Here is a 20,706-nt window from a genome sequence, read left to right as displayed (position 1 = left end):
GACATGCCGCCTCAACTGGATCGCACCGAAACGATGCACTACGCTGTCCATCCCGCCGGTTCAAACATCCGCTGATCAATCGCCCCCCACGTCGATGTCGAGCATCGGACACCGTTTCACTTGAGGACGCATGAACAGCAGATCATCGGATACGTTTCATTCTGACGACTCGACCTTCGACTACATCATTGTCGGCGCGGGATCGGCCGGCTGCGTGCTCGCGAACCGCCTGAGCGCATCGGGCAAGCATTCGGTGCTGCTGCTCGAAGCCGGCCCAAAGGACAGCAATATCTGGATCCATGTGCCGCTCGGCTACGGCAAGCTGTTCAAAGATACGAGCGTCAACTGGATGTACCAGACCGAGCCCGAACCGGGGCTGGATGGGCGCGTGGTGTTCCAGCCGCGCGGCAAGGTGCTCGGCGGCTCCAGCTCGATCAACGGCTTGTTGTATGTGCGCGGGCAGCACGAGGACTATGACCGCTGGCGCCAGCGCGGCAATGTCGGCTGGGGCTTCGACGACGTGCTGCCCTACTTCAAGAAGGCCGAGGACCAGCAGCGCGGCGCCGACGAATTCCACGGCGCGGGCGGACCCCTTGCGGTGTCGGACTGGCGCCATCCCGATCCGCTGTCGCAGGCCTTCGTCGACGCGGCCGCGGAGAACGGCATCCCGACAAATCCCGATTTCAATGGCGCAACGCAGGAGGGCGCTGGCTTTTTCCAGACCACGACCCGGCGCGGGCGACGGGCCAGCACGGCGGTGGCCTATCTGCGTCCGGCCCAGCAGCGCGGCAACCTGCGCGTCGAGACCTCCGCACTGGCGCAGCGCATCCTGTTCGAGGGACGCCGCGCCGCTGGTGTCAGCTACAAGCAAGGCGACACGGTGCGTACCGCCCGCGCGCGCAAGGAGGTGCTGGTCTGCAGCGGCGCGTACAATTCGCCGCAACTGCTGCAGCTGTCCGGCGTCGGCCCCGCCGACCTGCTGCGGCAGCACGGCATCGATGTGGTGCTGGATGCGCCCGGCGTAGGCCACGATCTGCAGGACCACATGCAGGTGCGCATGGTGATGCGCTGCGCGCAGCCGATCACCCTGAACGACATTGTCGCCAGCCCCGCCCGCAAGCTCTGGGCCGGCGTGCAGTATGCGACCCTGCGCAAGGGACCGCTGACCATCGCCGCGGGAACGGCCGGGGCATTTTTCAAGACCAGCCCCAGGCTGGCCACGCCGGATATCCAGATCCACTTCCTGCCGTTCAGCACCGACAAGATGGGCGAGAAGCTGCATGCGTTTTCCGGCTTCAGCGCCTCGGTGTGCCAGTTGCGGCCGGAAAGCCGGGGCACGCTGCGCATCAAAAGCGCCGATCCCGCGGCCCCGCCGGAAATCCGGATCAATTATCTGGCGACAGAAACCGACCGCACCGCCAATGTGGAAGGTCTCAAGATCCTGCGGCGCATTCTGCATGCGCCGGCACTCAAGCCGTTCGTGATCGAGGAGGTCGATCCCGGCACAGCTATCGTCAGCGACGAGGATCTGCTCGCCCACTGCCGCCGGCGCGGCAGCACCATCTATCACCCGACATCGACCTGCCGCATGGGCAACGATCCGCTTGCGGTGGTCGATCAGCGCCTGAACGTGCGCGGCCTCGACGGCCTGCGCGTGATCGACGGCTCGATCATGCCGGATCTGGTGTCGGGCAATACCAATGCCGTTATCATCATGATCGCCGAGAAGGCGTCGCAGATGATTTTGGAGGATGCGGCACAGGCCCGACAGCCGGCGCCATCGATGGCGCGGGCCTGATCTCGAACACAACGCCGGGAGCTACTCGGCCGCGCCCTCGAGCTGCGGCTGAGCCTTCCCTGCAAGCGGCTCCGGCACTTCGCATCCGCTGGCACAGCAGCGGCCCGGCTGTTTGGAGACCCGGCGCCCTTCGTCGAGAATCCCGCGGTCGAGCAGGCCTTCCACCAGTTCGGCCTTCTCCATCACCGGATAATTGCGCCAGATCTCGCGCTTCATCGCCTCCGGCGAGCCGCCGCCGTGCAGCGAAATCACCGAGTACCATCCCGCCTGATGGGACACGGTGAGATCCTCGATGAAACGCGCGACCTCCGCACGCTGCTCGGCTGGAATGTCCGGCCGGCCGCCCATCACCGCGGCGAGCGAGGCGGCGGTGTCCGGATTGTGATCCTCCTCGGGACCGGGGAGAGCCACGATGAGACCACCCGACACATAATGCGCCACGCGGTGCATGTCGTAGATCTTGGTGGCGAGCAGCAGCTTGCCGATGTTGGAGAACACCGCATCCGGCATCACCGACCCCGCGGGATCTTTGGTGCAATACACCGATGACGCGACGCCGCAGGCATAAAAGCTTTCGGTGATGGTGATGAGTTCGACCATCGCCTCGCGAATGTGGCCATGGCGTTCGACGTCCAGGCCATTGGCCTCGATCATCAGCGCGCCGGCGCCAATCAAAAGATCGCCGAAACCCGCCCGCGCCCCGATGCAGGAGTGCCGGTGGTGGGTCGCGTATGACGTGGTGAGAAAGCCGCCCTCCTCAGTCTCGCCGGCCAGGAAGACCCGGTCGTGAGGGACGAACACGTCGTCAAACATCACGACGCCAACGGACTGGCCGTATTTGGCCGAGAACTTGGCGGCCGCCTCGCCGGGCCGGCCCGCCGGGCGCGCGATGATGGTAACGCCGGGCGCATCGCATGGGACGGCGCAGCACACGGCGAAATCCGCATCCTCCGGCACATGGGTCCGGCACGGCATCACCAGGAATTCGTGCATGTAAGGCGCGCCGGTGACAATCGCCTTGGTGCCGCGGATCACGATGCCATCGGGCCTGCGCTCGGTGATGTGCACATAGACATCCGGGTTGGCCTGCTTGCCCGGTCGCTTCGAGCGATCACCCTTCGCATCGGTCATCGCCACACCCAGCGTCAAATCGCGATCCTGCACGTCGTGCATGTAAGCGAGGAACCGCTGGCTGTAGTCGGTGCCGTGGCGGTCGTCGGTCAGTTTCGTTGCCTGGAAGATCCCATTGAACGCGTCGTGGGTCAGGTAACGCTGGGCGCATCCGGAGGTCCGGCACACCAGCCGCACAGCTTCGAGCTTGGAGAGCAGATCCTGGGAGGTTTCATTGATGTGCAGCATGCGGTTGACGGTCTTGCCGGATGTGCCCTGACGCGCCGTCATGATCGGCACATGCTCCTTGCGATGGGCGAAGTCGTAGGTGACGCCGACGCCCGCGATGCCGGGCGCGAGTAACGGCTCGTCCGCGACGCTGTCGATCGCGCTGCCATTGATGAACACCCGCGGCTTGTAGGCGCGCAGGGATTCCCTGTAATCGGCGGCCGTCATCAGCATGGCGTTTCCTCGATTTTTATTGTTCAATTATTTTAACGATGTTAGATTTTCCGGAATTCCTGTCAAGAATGGAATCGGGGCCTGGGGCGTAAGGCTTGGGGCGGATGAGGCAGAAGCGGGAGAGCCGAAAAGAGTCGGTCAGCGGGCACAAGCGGGACCTGATTCTCGATGCGGCGCGCGAGGTGTTCGCCGCGGAAGGCCTCGAAGGCGCGAGCCTGCGCGCGATTGCGACCCGTGCCGGCTATACGCCCGCGGCGCTGTATTTTCATTTTGAGTCCAAGGAGGCGATCTACGCGGAGGTTCTGCGGGGGTCGCTGGTGTCGCTCGGCCAAACCGTCGACGACGCCGTCGCCAAGACGCGCGGTCCCAAACAGAAACTTCAGGCCGCCGCGATGGCGTTCTTCGGTTATTATGCCGCGAACCCGCGCGACCTCGATCTCGGCTTCTATCTGTTTCGTGGCGGCATGAAGCCGGCCGGACTGGGACATGCCCGCGACGAGGAAATGAACGCGGCGCTCGAGGCCGCGCTGCGCCCGATCGCGGAGGCGGCCGAAGCCCTGGGAGCGACACGGCAGAAAGCCAACATGCTGATGGTGGACTGCTTCGCGCACGCCACCGGCCTGCTCCTGCTGCTGCACACCGGACGCATCCGGATGTTCGGCGCATCGGCCCCCGATTTGATGGATGCCTATGTTCGCGAGAAAGTCCGGCACCTGACGGAGGACTAAGACATGCTGACCATCGACCCGAAAACGTCGCTGCTGCTGATCGTCGATTTTCAGTCCCGCCTGATGCCGGCGATCCATCAGGGCGCGGCTGTGGTCAAGAAAGCCAGGCAGTTGATCGACATGGCGGCCCTTGTCGGCATTCCCATCGTCTTCAGCGAGCAGAACGCCAGGGGACTCGGCTCCACGGTCGATGAGCTGCCGACCAGCAAGGGCCGGCTACTGCACAAAATGACGTTCGACGGCGTCCGCGAACCCGGTTTTCTGGCCGCACTCCCGGTGGACAAACACATCGTTGTCGCCGGATGCGAAGCCCATGTCTGCGTGCAACAGACCGTGCTCGGTCTGCTCGACGCCAAACGGAAAGTCTACGTCGTGCGCGACGCGCTCGGGTCGCGTTTTCCCGAGGACAAGGAGACCGCCATCCACCGCATGCAGCGGCACGGCGCCGACATCGTCACCACCGAGATGGTGGTGTTCGAATGGCTGGAGACCGCCGAGCACCCGCGCTTCCGCGAGGCGATCGCGCTGATCAAGTAGCCGCGATCCACGGCCGTGTTGCCGCCCGATGGGTGATCCCGGGCGATTTTGCGTCTTGCAAATGTCCTCCGGCCGGGCATGGTTGAGGTTCCCGGGAGCTTCCGCCGTGCCGACCGATGTCCGCAGAGCCTGACGACCCATCCCAGCCCAACGAACCGGCAGAAACGCCGCATTACCACGGCCATCGCGAGCGGCTGCGCGATCGTTTCCGCAGCGCCGGCGCCGACGCGCTGAGCGATTATGAGCTGATGGAAATGGTGCTGTTTCGCGCGCTGCCGCGCCGCGACGTCAAGCCGCTGGCAAAGAAGATTTTGGAAAAGTTCGGCTCGTTCGCCGAGGCCGTGCACGCCCCGCCGGCACGGCTGCGGGAGATCACCGGCGTCGGCGACGCGGTGATTGTGGAAATTCAATTGATCGCCGCCACCGCCAGCCGCATCGCCAAGGGGCAGCTCAAGAAGCGCACGGCGCTGTCGTCATGGACCGACGTGGTCGATTACTGCCGCACCGCCATGGCGTTCGCCGACAAGGAGCAGTTCCGCATCCTGTTCCTCGACAAGCGCAACCAGCTGATCACCGATGAGCTACAGCAGGTCGGCACCATCGACCACACCCCGGTGTATCCGCGCGAAGTGGTCAAGCGCGCATTGGAGCTTTCAGCCACCGCCGTGATCCTGGTGCACAACCACCCCTCCGGCGATCCGACGCCATCGCAGGCCGACATCACGATGACCAAGGCAATCGTCGCGATCGCCGAGCCGCTGGGCATCACGGTGCACGACCACATCATCGTCGGCAGGAACGGGCATGCGAGTTTGAAGGGGCTGCGGCTGATGTAGTCCCGTTCCATTGAGACGCGACAACACAACCATCACTCTGCCCAACGAAGCCTTTTTCCCAACGAAGCCTTGCCCAACGAAGCGCCTTCACGGAGACGATCATGTCGAATGGTCCCAGCACGGTTCTCACGTCCGATGAAATCGACGCGATTACACGTGACGTCGTTGCAGAAGGACAGGCGGGCCGCAAGCAGGTGGCATGGCAGAAGATCCAACCATTTCGAAAGGCCCAGCCCCACCAACCGGAGGCAGCGATGGCATTGTTATGGATCATCGACGAACAAAGTCTCGCAAGGGAAGAGGCGGCCGACGTTCTTTCCGAGATCGCCGATGCCCACGATGGCAACATCGGCATCCTCTCAACACTTGGCCTGTGCCTCGAAGCCGTCCGCGACATCGATGACCTGAACGCGCCACCGCCGGGACACCCAATATTTCAGACGATGGTCGCGAAGCTGGACCGCCTGGCCAAGCTCCATGAGGGGCGGCCTGAACAGGAGCAGATACTGCGCGGGCTCGCCACATCGGCGCGAATGATGGCGCGCCAGATGGATGCAATCGCCGAGAACAGTCTCCGGAAACTGACCGAAATCGATCCATCGAACAGCGCGCATCAATACAATTTGGGCCTTTTCTACAAGACGCGGGGCAGATTTGCGGAAGGCACAGTGGCAGGCCGGGCTGCCGCAAGCCTGGCGCAGGAGGTTATCGACAGCACCGAGTGGAATCTTGGAATCTGCGCCACGGGCGCAGGGGACGCCGAGATCGCTTTGGACGTATGGAAGCGGATGGGACAGAAGATCGAGCCTGGACGGTTCGGGCTACCGGAAGGTGGGTATTCGGCCTGCAAGGTGAGGCTTGCCGAGCGGCCCCTTGCTGAGCGGACGGCGGACTCCGATGATCCAGGGGAGGAGGAAACGGTATGGATCGAACGGTTAAGCCCGTGCCATGGCGTTATTCGCAGCGTACTGTACCGCAATCTCGGCGTCGACTATGGCGATGTCATCCTCATGGACGGCGCCCCGATTACGCACCACACCTACGGGGAACAGCAGGTGCCGGTCTTCCCGCATTTGGCAACGCTGCTGCGCCGGAATTACCAGTTCTTTGCTTTCGCGGGCACCCAAGAGACCGCACGGCAACTGGTCGATCTGAGCGCGGAATTGGACGGGGACGCCGTTATCTATTCGCACACCGAGAACCTCAAGATCATGTGCGCCAATTGCTGGCGCGACCCCGATTTCGATCACGCCGATCATGAGACAATGGAAAAACACGTCGTCACCGGTCGCATTGCCGCACCGCCCGACATCGCACCTGCACGACTTCTGGACCTGATCGACAGGGGACTCGAAAAGCGAGGAGCTTGCCAGCTCTATGCGCCCGATCTTTGCGCAGCAGCGGGGCAGCTGGCGCGCGAGCGGATCGACAGACGCCGGTTTGCTCTCTTGACGGACAATTAGCGGCATTCCTGCTCGGAAAAATCGCGGCCAAACGCGCGCTGGGGTTCTCCACGAACACGCTGATCCCGGTGCACAACCATCCCTCCGGCGATCGGACGCCGCCGCTGGCTGACATCACGATGACTAAGGCGGTCGTCGAGATCGCCGCCCCGCCCGGCACTACGGTGCACGACCACATCATCGTCGGCAAGAACGGGCACGCGAGCCTGAAGGGGATACGGCTGATCTAGTGCTGGAGCGACCACGAGCGCGCCGGCAACGGATTATCATGAGGCGTGTCATGGCGACACAATGAAGCCGCCATGAAAACCGGTTTTCCTGCCTGCGGCGATCATCGCTCACCGGTAGCGCGAACGAGTCCAGTCGTGGCTAAATCAGCGGCGAACCGGTCGAGAACCTCGATGAGGTCGATGTGTCCAGATTTCATCGTGGCGCAATCGTTGCGTTGGTGCGCGCTGCCGTTCAGTTTCGATCGCAGCCTATGCGCGACGGTGTTTCCGCAATTCGGAAGGGGCCATATTGTGTCTGCGCTTAAAGTATCTGGTAAGATGGCTATTGTCGCAGAATCCCACCTCGGCGGCCACGTGGGAGATCCCCATGTCTGTCGTTGTCAGAAGCTCGGTCGCACGTTCAAGGCGCTTATCAATAATGTACTGGGCTGGCGTGACCCCGAAAGTTGATCGGAACGACTGGATCAAGCTGCTCGGCGTCATTCCGAGGAGACTGGCCATCTCACTCAGCGAAATGCGCTCACTCAAAGACTCGTTGATATAGTCGGTCAGTTTTGAGGCGAGGTGAATTGAAAGGCCAGGCCCTCGGCTGGACTTGAGCGAGGCACCAGGCCGGCTGTATTCGCGGTACAGATGAAGGCATATCGCCTGCGCTAAGGTTTGTCCGAGCATCTCGGACAGGTCATCGGTGTCATCGAGCAGGGCCCGCAGTTGTAGAGCGGCCTGCCAAACAAAGGGATCCGAATACTGGTGCTTAGGCCGCAAATCGATATCGCTGCGAGGAATCCCAATCACGTCGGCGATGGCCGAGGGATGGACGTTAAGTCCGGCACCCGCCAGATGTCCCGTTCCGCGCGTTTCCGTGACACAGCAACACCGAGCTGGCGTGAAGTAAGTCCGCCCCGGCGCGACCGAAATTTTTTCGACATTGCCGAGTTGCTTGATATTAAAGCGAACGGAACTGGTTGAAAAAATAACTCTCATATGATGCTGCTCGGACTCCCACGCCCAGGCGGCCTGCCTGCAAACATAGGCGTCCGCCAGCCCAAGCTCCACGCCCGCCCAAGTGCGCGTCCGAAATCTAGCGGTCTTGGCGGTCGTTGCGTCAATTCGCAATTGCTCGGAAATTCGAATGTCCGGACTCAGCGGGAACGGATCGTTCAACTGATCACTCCGTATCTAGCTCATGTGGATCGGTCTGCCTCCGATGCCAAAAATAATCCAGATAGGGCCGAACTCCAAATCTTCCGTGTTTCTGAATTTTGTACAAATCAGCGACATTTCATTCAATTCGAACGTGCGGGCTGAAAGCAGTTAGCCGATTTACATCGATCCTGAACGTCGCCTCCGTTGGTGCGATTGGAAGAGGCAACGCGTTTGATACATCCGACCTCGCCCGAGCGGCGTATATAGTCGCTTGATCGTCGCCAAAACATACAAACGCATGCCGTCACGATGCAGGGAGCAGCTGTCCGTGCGTGATATCATCTGGCTGTTTCTCAGAAGGCCACGAACATGTCCGAGGTCTGCGGACTGACTGCAGTGCTGCGGCACGAATAGACATCGGGCATCTTTGGCGCGATGCCTTCGGCAAGACAACACGCAGCCATATCCACGGTGGTGGCGGCATGCGCTGACACACACCGCGCCGTCACCAGCCTTCAACGTTCTGGGTCGCAACCATCGATCGAGAAGAAACGCGCTCGGGGTTGCGCACCAGAACCAATGTTTGTCGTACCCGAGTATACGAAGTTGCGTGACCGACGTGGCGTCTGGCGATTTCGCACCGATTGATTTTCGGCTTAGTGGCGCGACAGCTCGTCCACTCGTTCAAATTTGCAAGAGATCATTCAAGACACGATCCTGAACCGATCCTACGCTGATCCCTCGGCAATATCAGGCTTGGCGATGAAACCAGATTGCCGATCGTTGCGGCAGCCAAAACGATCATGTGAGCCACAGCATTGAGAGGCGTTTGATCCACCCGTTCTCGAAACACCAGCTCCCCGTTGATCGGACGCTAACATTTCACGAGAGACACATATGTCACTGAACACGTCGAACACGCCGCTGTGCAACCGGCGGATAATGTTGCAAGCCCTTGGCCTTACGGTGGCTTTGCCGAGTATGCCGGCTTTCGCGGACAAGAACCTCGCGCGTTTTTCGGATGGTTTCGTCTGGGGGGTTGCAGCATCAGCTCCCCAAACCGAGAGTCGAGCTGGCCGCGGTCGCAGCAATTGGGACACGTTCGCCGATACGGCTGGCGCCATTGAAGACGGCTCGACCAACTCTCTCTGCACCGAGTTCGACCAACGATATCCCGACGATCTTGCGCTACTCGCCGATGCCGGGATCAAGGCGTTCCGCTTCTCGATCTCCTGGCCGCGGATACAGCCGGACGGGCCCGGAACGCCGAACGTCGCAGGACTCGCCTTTTATGATCGTTTGGTCGACGCCATGCTGGAGCGTGGCATTGCGCCGTGGCCCACTATTTTTCATTGGGACGTGCCTGTGTGGGCAGGAGATTTTCGCAACCGCGAGATCGCTCAACACCTGGCAGATTATGCGGCGATCGTCGCCGGCAAACTTGGTGATCGTGTGCACAACTGGATCGTGCTCAACGAACCGAACAGTGTCGCGTTGCAGGGCTATGGAACCGGTGTGCACGCGCCGGGACTGCGTTCCGCCAAGGCCGTGTTTGCCGCGATACATCACCAAAATCTCGGTCAAGGTCTCGCATTGCAGGCCATGCGTGCGGCATTGCCGGCAGGCCGCCGGATTGGCACAACCATTAATGTGGCTCCTGTGCGCCCGGAGGGAGATCGGGTTGAAAACGAGGCAGCGGCGCGGCTGCTCGATACGATGTGGAACAAAGCGTTTCTCGATCCCCTGTATGGCAAGGGGTATCCGTCCAGCCTCACCCCGATGCTGTCGTCTTTTGTTCAGGGTGGCGACTTGGCAGTCATCGCGACCAAGCCCGACTTTTTGGGCGTAAATTATTATACGCGTATCTATGCAAGGGCGGCCGGCACCGCTTTCGGTGTGACAAGGGGTGAGCCGCCGGCAAACCTGCCGCGAACTGCGTATTTTCACGTCGAGCCGGACGGCTTGATCGAAGTCTTGATGAGGTTACACGACGACTACGACGCGCCGGACCTCTTTGTGACCGAGACGGGTTTTGCCCTTGACGATCCGCCGCCGCTCGATGGCGTGGTCGAAGATCGCGAGCGCATTGGATATCTTGCCAGCTATCTCAGCGCCGCGCACGCCGCCCAGAAACAAGGAGCCCGCTTGAAGGGGTTGTTCTATTGGTCTGCCACAGACAACTGGGAGTGGGGGAAGGGATTTACAAAGAAGTTCGGCCTGATCCATGTCGATATGATCAGCCAGAAGCGTACGCCAAAACGCAGCCTCGCCTACTACGCCAACTGCATAAGACATAACGCCGTGACCTGATTAAACCGGAATCCACTCTTTGGATGCCGCCGCGTGTCCACGCTCGGGCTGCCCAGACATCCGCAGGCGGAGCCGTAGCATGAAATTGAAGCCGGTGTCGGTAAGGACGGCGACGGCGGCATCGCCGCCGTTCCGGTATCAAGCTGTTGTCTCCCGCCGGTCCGTTGATAACGGGATCTCTCATCGATTTGACGGCAAATCTCGATAAGCCTGCCAGTGGCGGCGGCACTCTTCAGAGCCCGACCTCATCGGTCGTGCGGGTCTTATCATGCGTTTTCCTCAACGTCCCTCCTGTTGCGGGTTTAGATGCGCCGCACGAATCCGTTCGCCGGCACGTCGCGATAATGGAGCCTGCTGCTGGCGCCGAGTTGGGCGGCACGCCAGCGATAATCCTCCGGCTCCGCGCGAGTCCAGAAGCCGTTCCCCAGGCTCCAAGGTCGAGCAGCATTGGGGCCTGGGCATCTCCATCACAACGAACATCGTAAATAGCGCGTGCGATCAGTCGTTCATTCACGGCCTATCAACCAGGCCACCCAAAAGCTGCGAATTGGATGAGACCGGCATGGACCGCGCCATCGGCATCGCACCAGATCATTTGCTCCATTGGCCGTGCGGAAACGGAAGCACATTCGTATCTCTCGTGGACGGTGAAGACTCAACTTTCTTCGCGGCTTCAATCAGCAGACTCAGCGCCTGCCTGAACTCTCTGTTGATATCATCGGTCTTCTCCTCAAGGCACTTCAATGCTTGATCGAGATGATACCGAAAGAAAGAAAAATCAGTCTCCGTCATGTTTTCCTACCAGGTGCGCTCACATTTGAGAGGGTTCGTTTTTACAAAAAAAGATACTTGGAACGCCGCAATCGTCATTCAAATCGGCATGATTTCCTCCAAGGCGAGGCCTAAACCGCGGTTGACTCGTGGAGGGTTCAGGCAGGACGCAGCCGGCTCCTTCCTGCAGGCCGTATCACCGCGAGCAACAAACAGCCTGAAACGAGAACGATGAATGACAAACAGCACAAGCTATAGACAGGGCTGTCCGTACTATCGTTGATCCAGGTGATGACGAGAGGGCCGAACGCCGGACCGAGGTGGCCCAGGCTGTTGACAAGCGCAACCCCAGCCGCCGCGGTCTTCTTCGGGATGTACTCGCTCAGTGCGGCAAAAAACAACGGTGATGCCGCCGACGTCCCAACCGTTGCGACGGTGAGCGCTATCATTGACAAGAACAGGTTTTCAAGAGTTAGCGCGGTCGCGGCAATTCCGACGGCTGCAATTGCGGTGCAAGAAAAATAGTGCCAGCGTCGGTCATGTAACCGATCGGAGCTGCGTCCGATCAGCAACATACCGACGATGCCAGCGAGGCCCGGGATAACGCCGAGCACCCCGATCATAAACACGTCCTTGACACCCCAGCTCTGGACGAGGGTCGGAGACCAGAACAGTATCGCAGAGGTTGCCCCAAGGAACAGACACCATGCGATCGAGAGAAGATAGATGCGCTTGTCTCGGAGCAATTCCTTTATCGATCCATGCGAGGCCTTCGCTACCGCATACTCGTCGGTCGTCAAGCAATGCGCCAGCACGACTCTCTCGGCCGGGGTTAGCCAGCGCGCTTTGGCAGGGCCATCATGAAGGTATAGAAAGGCCATGACGCCAAGGACTGTCGCCGGGAGGCCCTCCAGCAAAAACAGCCACTGCCAACCGCGATAACCAGCAGCTCCGTCGAGATATTTCATGATGCCACCCGAGAGTGGCCCAGAAACGAGAGCGCCGACCACCGAGGCGGCCATGAACAGTGCGATGATTTTCCCGCGTCGTGCGGCGGGATACCAGTAAGTAAGGTACAGAATGACACCCGGAAAGAATCCCGCCTCCAATGCGCCGAGCAGAAACCGAAGTACAAAAAACTGAGTTGTGGTCTGAACAAACATCATGGCGGCAGCGACGATGCCCCAGGTCGTCATAATACGGAGAAACGTCTTCCGAACGCCGAATCGCTCCAACATCAGGTTGCTGGGCACCTCGAACAGAAGGTATCCTATGAAAAAAACTCCCGCGCCGAACGCATATGCGGCATCACCAAATGGCAATGATTGCTTCATTTGAAGTTGCGCAAATCCGACGTTTCCCCGGTCGAGATTGGCAACCAGATAGCATGTCAACAGCAGAGGCATGAGGCGCCAGCTGATTTTGGCGAACAGAGCATCGTCCGCTGCAACCGCATGTGGCGACATTGTCTTGTACTCGATATTCAAAAGCATTCGTTGCCACCTCGTGATGATGCCGCGCCGTCGTCATATTCGTGGGCATTGAAGGAAATAGATTGCCGGGAATGGACGGAGTGTCTGCAGCGAACGAGCACTGCGACCCTCGCGCGCCTTCGCGGCAGGGTTGGCTTGGTTGCATCAGCCTGGTCGCCGCGCCTGTGCTGTGGGCGATCAATTGATGAAGCCTGTAATGACGTCGTCGGTATGGAGACCAATCTGGAATCTGGATTGAACATTTTGCGATGAATTCGCATGAAGCCAATGCGACTGCTTTTCGGAAAAGGTCCGGTAGTGATCGTTCACACGCTGTGGCTTCAAACATAGCCTTTGTGGCGCGCTGCAAGCGCTGTCGCAGACGAACGCTGCAAGCGGATCTTCTTTCATCTGTTGTCGCCCAGTGCATGAGCAAGCCGCGATGGAGCACCCGTCGATGCTGGGCACTCTTTGCCGCGGACGTCAAAAAGCCTTTCAGCGGTGATCAGCGATGCATCTGTGTCGGGTAGCATTGCCTGTTCTGTCGCCCGCGGAGCTTCCATGTGTTGGGCTTGTAGAAGTTTCCAGAAGAGCGGGATTGGATAATTCGTTGATAGCTTGGACAATCAACAGATCCGCGATCGGCGGGGAACGATCCAAGGCCAGTTGACAGGTCGCGTGATGCCGGAGTTAGCTTGTGGGGTGCCGTTTTGCCGGTTGCGGTTACAGCCTGAACAGACGCTCCCGTTGGGATGGCTGCCGCAAACGAGGCGCCCTGATAGGTTCAGTTTTCCGGAATGGAGAGAGCTCTGCGCGGGCAGGTACCGAGGAATGCCGATATGTCGTCTGCAGGTAGACTCACGGCATCAAGCTCTAAAGAGGACGTCGGTACGCGGACCGGGTGGATCACAATGGATCCGCGGCTCACGGAAAGCACGCGATGCATTTCGCGAAAATGGTCAGGTGTGGAGCTAACGCTCATTGCTTCAGTCGTTCATGGTGGCCGGCTGGTCACCCGTGAGACGAACGATCATTGCGTCAGCACGATTCTGGAGTCAGAAGTTTCTTTTCTAAAAACCCGTTTGAATGGGACGATCCAAGTCGGTCCGAACCTGGGGCAGACTCTGCTTGTGCCTGCAGGCAAGCGATGCGCTAGCGAATGGCGAGGGAATGGTCGCATCCTTGTTGCAAGCCTATCGATTGATGCTGAGACAATGGCGGATCATTTAGGGCAGGCGCAGCCCATTCAATCTTTGGTACCGAAGTTTTACTATCAAGACTCCTTCTTGAATCATATCATCGATTATATGCGAACACTTCTTTCTTCAAACGACGATCTATCCGAAATGATGGGGCACACCCTCAGTCGTGCCGTTTGCCTGCATCTCGGCCATGGCTATGGCGACCCCTCGGCAGTATTGCCCTCAGCGCGCGGCTCGCGGCTGAATGCGCAGATGTCAGCCTCGTTGGTTGACTATATCCAGGAAAACCTGAGACACCGGATCACTCTCGAAGACCTTGCCGCTGTTGTTAACCTGTCCGTTACGAAGCTGATACCCGCGTTTCGTACGACGTTCGCCTTAACGCCAGCTCAGTACGTCATCGCACAACGACTTTCCCTGGCCCGCCGCTTGCTAGCCAACTCCACATTAGACATTACAGCCGTTGCATCCGAAGCAGGTTTTGCCGACAACAGTCATTTGACACGGCTGTTTAAACGGACCTATGGCCTGACGCCGAGCGAATTCGGCGCGAAGGCAGGGAATAGGCCTGGCCGGCAGAGGAAGCTGCGGGCCCAGCCTAAGGCCCGCAATTGACTTTGGTTTTCGCACATAAGGCGGAATATTGAGGGCCTCGCGTTACAGACAAGCGAGTGCGCCGTCGTTATCGTAGTGATCTGCCCAACTTGTCTCGATTTTTTTGTGTTCGTCCAAGTAGCTTGGCGTTCGTTCAATCCGATCCGTCGCCACATAGTCATACTTGATAATGCTGGACACATCAGGGAGCGGTATCCGCCGCCTGCCGCGGGAAGTTGGATGCTCAACAGAGAGTGTAGCGATCTGCCGAATGCGCTGAATGCCATTAGGAATGTGATCGCTTAGGGCGGACAAGGTAAGGCACAAGAACAATGTTCGACCGTTTGGCGCGCCAGCGGCGTCGTTACAATAGTTTTGACCGCCACACGTGCATCATTGCATCGCAACGGTGGATACCAGGAAATAGAGAGGGTGCGCGCCGGCATGACAAACAGCTTGGTTGATGGGCCGGGACTCCATGAGTATGGCCAGTTTGATGGACTTGGGCTCGCAGAGCTGATTCGCAGCAGGCAAGTCAGCGCCGAGGAAGTTTTGAATGAAGCGCTTCGTCGTACCGAGAGCATCGATCCGCAAATCAATGCCGTGGTGATTAAGCACTATGATTATGCGCGCCAACAACTCCAGACGGGTTACCCAAATGGGCCGTTTTGCGGAGTTCCCTTTCTGCTGAAAGATATCGACTTTCTTGCCGGCACGCGCACAACGTTTGGAGCGAGCCTTTTGCAGAACAATATCGTTGATCACGATAGCACGCTCGTGAAGCGCTTTCGTGACAGTGGTGTGGTGATTTTCGGCAAGACGGCGACACCCGAACTAGGCATCGTTCCCACGACAGAGACGCGGTTGTTCGGCCCAACGCGAAATCCATGGGACTTGTCCCGCTCGTCCGGCGGCTCATCTGGTGGCGCAGCCGCAGCTGTCGCGGCAAGAATACTGCCCGTGGCTCATGCCACCGATGGAGGCGGCTCAATTCGCATTCCCGCCGCCGCTTGCGGGATCTTCGGGCTAAAGCCGACACGGGCGCGGACGCCCGCGGGCCCAGATCGAGGAGAAGGGTGGGGTGGATTTTCGTGCGGCCATGTCGTCAGCATCAGTGTCCGCGACAGTGCAGCCATGCTGGATGCGATTGAGGGGCCGGAGCCGACCAGCCCGTACGTCGCGCCGCCGGTGGAGCGGCCGTATTTGCAGGAAATTCGGCGCGAGCCGGGTCGGCTGCGCGTCGCCTTTACCGATCGATCTCCGTACGGGGAGGAGATTGATCCGGATATTTCCACCGCAGTGCGGGACGTTGCTACGCTTTTGGAACGCCTAGGACATGATGTGGTGGAGCGTGCCCCGGTTCTTCCAGTCGACCCGACAGAGATAATGACAGTTATTGTCGGCGCGAGCGTGGCATTCACCGTTCGACTCGCCGAGCGACAGTGGCGGCGAGCGGTGACTGAACACGATTTTGAGCGCATGACTCTTGGAATCGCTGGAGGCGCCCAGCGAGTCACGGCGGCTGATTACCTCTCGGCCCAGGCCGGCGCATTCCAGATCACACGAAGCTTGGCATCTTTCTTCACGACGTGTGACGTATTTCTCTCGCCGACGCTTTGTTCGCCGCCACTGCGGATCGGCGAGCTCAACACGATGGCAAATGAGCGAGATCTGATGGCCGTTCGAGGCATGATGCGTCGACTCTGCCCTGGCACGAGTATGTTCAACATTTCAGGTCAGCCGGCGATGTCGGTGCCGCTTGGATGGTCTGCCGAGGGACTCCCACTCGGTATGATGTTTGCGGCCCGCTTTGGCGACGAAGCGACATTGTTTCGTCTTGCCGCACAGCTTGAGGCGGAGCGGCCCTGGAAACACCGACGCCCTCCGGTTTGTGCATGACGGAAATCGCGCTTGTGGCGATTGCCTATGCCTGCGGCGAGCACGCCTAGCCATAGCGCAAAAAGCTTGTAACTCAACGGATCGCAACACGTAAGCAGAGAGCAGGTACTCCGGCTCCGCGGGCTGTCCACCCAGCCGGCGGCGGGCCTAACGGTACCAGGCGAGCACTTTACCTCTGCGCGTAAAACGAAACACAGGTTCGTTGTGAGGGTGGCCTCCTGTCCGGCGAGGGATTTTCATACGAGGTGGAGAGATGTCGCTGCCATTGTCAAAAATCTGCGCTGAATCATAGCGCGTCGTGTGGGCGCTGTGCTCGCCAATCCCGATCAGTGCCCAATGTCTCAAAGGCAACCACCGTCGCGGCCCATGTCGGCAGGGCGGACTCTCTTCAATGCGTAACGCCCACAGTGGCACCGGGCCAGTGCTGAAAGCGGCGAACCTCATCTTCAGTTCAGGGAACCGCGAGCCGAGTGACGAAGCGATCGCTGCTGGACCAGCTTGATGCTGACGTCAAAAAAAGATGGTCCTCCGCAGGGCATTGCGGATGACCATCGTGGAGGTGGAGCGAGGTTCTTCCTTGCTGGCTCAGAAACTTCGCTGGACCTGAAATCCACCATTGTAAAGATTCTGATCCCTGAGCACAAACGGCGATGCGCCTGCGTAGCCGGGGACACCGACCACATTGATTGTGCCCGTAAAGTTCTGATCCATCCGAGTGTAGTAGAACTCTGCTGCCAGGGTCAGATCCTTGACCGGGCTCCACGCTGTCCGCGTGCCGATCTGAGCGACATTGAGGTCAAAATTGCCGGAGAGCTTGCTACCCGGTGCAATGCTGTTTGCCGTGACGACAGGTCCATTGAAGGCAACCAACAGCGCCGCATTGCCGGCCGAACCGTAAGCAATGTGGCTGTAGGACGCAAAGACCGAGGTGCGCCATTGAGGAGTCCAATAATGTTCATAGAACGCGCTCACGTCCCAAGAGTCGGTCTTCGAAATCCCGCTTCCGTTCAGAGAACTGGTACCCGAATACACACCGTCAAGAATATAACCGAATGCCATGGTGCCGCCGTTTGCGACAGCAAATCGGCCGGCGCCATAAGCATCCCAAGCTCCGCCGAACACATATTTGGGTGCGCCGTTGGCGAAAGTCGCTTCCACTTTCAAGCTGTCGCCGACGCCCGTTGGGAGGTTCTTCAGTTCAAACGCGCCGCTAACCGCGTAGCCCCAAGTCGAGCTTGGATGCCCTGTGTCGCTGTTCGATGGCGTATAGTAGGTTCCGTGCACCTCATGGGCTGCAACCGCGACATGCGCCGTGCCCCACGCTTGGTCGAACCGCAGGTTACCAACGATATCTGGGACGTGATCCCCGGTTTGAGCATTGCCGACAAAGGTATTAGCGACGGTTCCATAGGTCGGGGCGAGAAGATAACCAGAGATGTTGACTCCAAAAGGCCCCAAGAACGGTTGCGATGTATTGACCACACCCGCCGATCGATATGGCACTCCGTCTTCAAGGGAAATCGTCGCCGAGGCACCGCTGCCGAACGACGCCGTATAGGCCAACTGGTTTATGCCGGTCGCATTGTTCGAGCCGGCAAGAAAGCCGGAGGCAATGTAGGGTTTTGCTAGCGCCCACTGCGGATCGAACTGTGAGACAGCCTTACCAATGGTGAAACCAGCGAACTGAACGAAGAGATAGTCGCTTTCAACGTAGCCGCCTGCGATATTTTCACGGCCGCGCGTCCAGTCGAACGCCAGCCCGCCCACGGCGCGAACAACGCCATAATCGGTGGCGGTGCGCGTGTCGAGGAACAGGTTCAAGCGCGAGCGCGTCTGAAAGTAGTCTTTGTTGTACTGACCCGCACCAGTTGCTCCGCCTTGCCAATACGGAGTGTCGTAGATGCCTCCATGGATCGCAGTATCGATGCGCACGATGCCGGCGATCCGGATGCAGGTCTCGGTGCCTGGAATGTAATAGAAGCCCGTGCCGTACAGTGAGCAGATTTTTACGTACTCGATGGGTTTTGCCTTAGCAGGAAGGTCGGCTGCCTGGACAGTAGTTAACGCTACGATACTTGCAGATGCGCCGAGTAAGGCTTTCCGTAAACCTGATAGTCTCATCACGATGTCCCCCAAGGTTCGTCATAAAACGCACACGTATTTCTAGTTTTGGGGGAAGTGCGCGCGCTTGAAAGAAATGCAGTGAGTTTGCAGATTTTCCGCCAAAAATCCGACGATTATTCATGACGCAGTGCAGGAGCGGCGGACCGAGTTGTGAGACGAATGAGCGAATTGCTCGCGTGAGGCCCGAAACAGTTCGCGTCGCGACCTTGCGGAGAACGCCTTGAATTTGCCGAAAGGCCGTTCGATTGGATTGAGGTCGGGTGCGTATTTCGGCAGGTCGCGCACCGGGCGCGATCAAGCATACCTTGCTCTCAGATCCAACGTCGGTTTGCTCGCGCCATATCTGCTCGCTGGCGCGACACGATCACGACAACCGCGACGACGATCGCGACCATCGATAGGACTTTTTCATTCAGCCGTTATCGGCCGCAGGTTATCAACTGGACCTGCGACCGATGTCGGCAAGAACGGGCATACGAGCCTGAAGGGGATGAAACTGATGTAACGACAGATGCGTCGCCATCGCACGCTTCCGGACATTCGGCGGCGCCGTCCTATCGGGAGCCTGCTTTCTGCAACTGCTGACGAAGCGACGCATTCTCCTGCTCGATCGCCTGGTTCCAGGACAAAAGCCCGAAGCGCTTCGCGTTCACCCGGGACCAGAATGCGCTAGGCGCGCGCCGCCAGAGCGGAAGGGCGGCGATGGCGACCGCACACTGGCTGCCCATGTCCAAAACTTCGCCAAGCTCGGTGAGCCCGAAAGGAATAGGTGATTCAATCGAGCCGGCAAAATCACCGGGATTGCCGCGCGCGGCTTCAAGCGCGGTGTTGAAACCGGTCTGGAAGAACGACAGCGCTCCGGCCTCGTCATTGCACGCCAGCGCGATGCGGGCCGCATGAAAAGATGCCGCAATGGTCTTGGTGGCGAGGATGGGAGAGAACGATCGCCAGTCCAGCCGGGCCGCCAGCGAGAACCATATGAGCGCGTCATCCGGCGCGCCGGACAATTCGCACAGGCGCCCCGCCAGAAACGCCAGCGAGATGCGCCATCGCCGCACATGCGGGTTCGTCGTATCCTCCGTGGCCTGGCAGTAGCTCTCGATGCGCCGGATCAGGTCGCTGGTGTCCGCGGCCTGGCGATGTTCGAGAACGCGATAGCCCGTGACGCACAGCGCGGCGCCCTGATCCGCCGATCCCGGGCGCGCATGTTCGGCAACCCAGTGCGCCAGCCGGCCCAGCACCGCGTTGTCGCTGAAGCGCTCGCCAACCTGGACCAGGGTCCGGTACAGCCATGGATTGTCGTAATAGGCGCCGAAATCAACAACCGCCGCGCCACTGACGGACAGGGCATCGGCGAACGCGGGATGGCGGAATGACGCGCGCAGGTCTTCAGCCCTCGCAAAGGGGTTGGCCGATGCCACGACCAATATCCATTCGCCTTCGACATCGCTGTCGAGAGGGATGCGCTTGAGCTGGCGCGGCGTCTGCGGCCATTTGAAGCCGCCGGGCGCGGCCTGCACATAGCGGGCTTCGAGAACAAAATCCTCGGCCAGCCCTTCACGCAGTTTGTTCCAGTCGAAGACATGGTGGTGGTGGGGATTGGGGTCGTGTCCGGTCTCGTCCATCCATCTGTCCGGAACGCTGGCAATCAGGCGCCCGTCGGGCTTCAGGACCCTGGCGAATTCCCTTGCCACGGCTTTCCAGTCCTCGACATGCTCAATCGTTTCCATCGAAACGATGCAGTCGACGGAGGCATCCGGGATATGGACAAGGGCGGACGCGTCTCCAACTTCGAAGCGCAGGTTTTGTTCGCCGTAATTCGCAGCCGCATAGGCCACCGTTCCGGCATCGACATCAACGCCGATGACTTTCGAAGCTTGCGTCGTCGCGGCGATCACGGCCGAGCCATAACCGAGCCCGCACGCGCAATCGAGAACGATGTCGCCGGACCGGACAAGCGAAGCGGCGAGCGCATAACGAGCGACATGGGCATCGGCCCGCGGTCCGCTCTCGCGCAGCATGTC

The 20,706-nt window shown here is 59.7% G+C and carries 14 protein-coding genes and 1 pseudogene; 9 read left to right on the top strand and 6 right to left on the bottom strand.

Going from position 1 to position 20,706, the window contains the following annotated elements; genetic code table 11:
• Positions 1-130 precede the first annotated feature (130 nt).
• Entirely contained in the window at positions 131-1,798 is a 1,668-nt protein-coding gene (locus RS897_RS13120; protein ID WP_315836964.1) for a GMC family oxidoreductase, read from the top strand.
• Between the two features lie 21 nt (positions 1,799-1,819).
• Here RS897_RS13120 and RS897_RS13115 read toward each other — a convergent pair whose 3' ends face one another.
• Entirely contained in the window at positions 1,820-3,370 is a 1,551-nt protein-coding gene (locus RS897_RS13115) for a 4-hydroxyphenylacetate 3-hydroxylase family protein (protein WP_315836963.1), read from the bottom strand.
• Between the two features lie 104 nt (positions 3,371-3,474).
• Here RS897_RS13115 and RS897_RS13110 point away from each other — a divergent pair, with 104 nt between their 5' ends.
• From RS897_RS13110 to RS897_RS13090, 5 genes and pseudogenes are all read left to right on the top strand, one after another.
• Positions 3,475-4,098 (top strand): TetR/AcrR family transcriptional regulator, encoded by a 624-nt coding sequence (locus RS897_RS13110; protein WP_315836962.1) that lies wholly within the window; start codon positions 3,475-3,477, stop codon positions 4,096-4,098.
• A gap of 3 nt (positions 4,099-4,101) precedes the next feature.
• Positions 4,102-4,635, top strand: a complete 534-nt coding sequence (locus RS897_RS13105; RefSeq protein WP_315836961.1) for an isochorismatase family protein — start codon at positions 4,102-4,104, stop codon at positions 4,633-4,635.
• Between the two features lie 116 nt (positions 4,636-4,751).
• Positions 4,752-5,471, top strand: a complete 720-nt coding sequence (radC, locus tag RS897_RS13100; protein WP_315836960.1) for a RadC family protein — start codon at positions 4,752-4,754, stop codon at positions 5,469-5,471.
• 101 nt (positions 5,472-5,572) lie between these two features.
• Positions 5,573-6,934: a tetratricopeptide repeat protein gene (locus tag RS897_RS13095; RefSeq protein ID WP_315836959.1), complete on the top strand. Its 1,362-nt coding sequence runs from the start codon at positions 5,573-5,575 to the stop codon at positions 6,932-6,934.
• A 29-nt stretch (positions 6,935-6,963) separates the two neighbouring features.
• Positions 6,964-7,164, top strand: a pseudogene (locus RS897_RS13090) (JAB domain-containing protein); the annotation flags it as partial.
• A gap of 249 nt (positions 7,165-7,413) precedes the next feature.
• Here the strand turns inward: RS897_RS13090 and RS897_RS13085 are convergent.
• Complete coding sequence (locus RS897_RS13085; protein ID WP_315836958.1) at positions 7,414-8,328, bottom strand: helix-turn-helix domain-containing protein; 915 nt, start codon at positions 8,326-8,328, stop codon at positions 7,414-7,416.
• 879 nt (positions 8,329-9,207) lie between these two features.
• Here RS897_RS13085 and RS897_RS13080 point away from each other — a divergent pair.
• Positions 9,208-10,620: a glycoside hydrolase family 1 protein gene (locus tag RS897_RS13080; RefSeq protein ID WP_315836957.1), complete on the top strand. Its 1,413-nt coding sequence runs from the start codon at positions 9,208-9,210 to the stop codon at positions 10,618-10,620.
• A 591-nt stretch (positions 10,621-11,211) separates the two neighbouring features.
• Here RS897_RS13080 and RS897_RS13075 read toward each other — a convergent pair.
• Both RS897_RS13075 and RS897_RS13070 read right to left on the bottom strand, forming a co-directional pair.
• Positions 11,212-11,412, bottom strand: a complete 201-nt coding sequence (locus tag RS897_RS13075; RefSeq protein ID WP_315836956.1) for a hypothetical protein — start codon at positions 11,410-11,412, stop codon at positions 11,212-11,214.
• 137 nt (positions 11,413-11,549) lie between these two features.
• Positions 11,550-12,884 (bottom strand): MFS transporter, encoded by a 1,335-nt coding sequence (locus RS897_RS13070; RefSeq protein WP_315836955.1) that lies wholly within the window; start codon positions 12,882-12,884, stop codon positions 11,550-11,552.
• 890 nt (positions 12,885-13,774) lie between these two features.
• Between RS897_RS13070 and RS897_RS13065 the strand changes: the two genes are divergently transcribed.
• Positions 13,775-14,680 carry an AraC family transcriptional regulator gene (locus RS897_RS13065; protein WP_315836954.1) on the top strand — a complete coding sequence of 302 codons (906 nt, stop codon included), beginning with the start codon at positions 13,775-13,777 and terminating at the stop codon, positions 14,678-14,680.
• 423 nt (positions 14,681-15,103) lie between these two features.
• A complete protein-coding gene (locus RS897_RS13060; RefSeq protein WP_315836953.1) occupies positions 15,104-16,558 on the top strand; it encodes an amidase in 1,455 nt (484 codons plus the stop codon).
• Between the two features lie 585 nt (positions 16,559-17,143).
• On the opposite strand, the gene RS897_RS13055 is transcribed toward RS897_RS13060, so the two are convergent.
• Both RS897_RS13055 and RS897_RS13050 read right to left on the bottom strand, forming a co-directional pair.
• Positions 17,144-18,679: a porin gene (locus RS897_RS13055; RefSeq protein WP_315836952.1), complete on the bottom strand. Its 1,536-nt coding sequence runs from the start codon at positions 18,677-18,679 to the stop codon at positions 17,144-17,146.
• 557 nt (positions 18,680-19,236) lie between these two features.
• Positions 19,237-20,703 (bottom strand): class I SAM-dependent methyltransferase, encoded by a 1,467-nt coding sequence (locus RS897_RS13050; RefSeq protein ID WP_315836951.1) that lies wholly within the window; start codon positions 20,701-20,703, stop codon positions 19,237-19,239.
• Positions 20,704-20,706 lie beyond the last annotated feature (3 nt).

Source organism: Bradyrhizobium prioriisuperbiae (assembly GCF_032397745.1).
In the GTDB taxonomy this organism is placed as follows: domain Bacteria; phylum Pseudomonadota; class Alphaproteobacteria; order Rhizobiales; family Xanthobacteraceae; genus Bradyrhizobium_A; species Bradyrhizobium_A prioriisuperbiae.
Note: the sequence above shows the minus strand (reverse complement) of the source record. Positions and strands in the feature narration are given on the sequence as shown.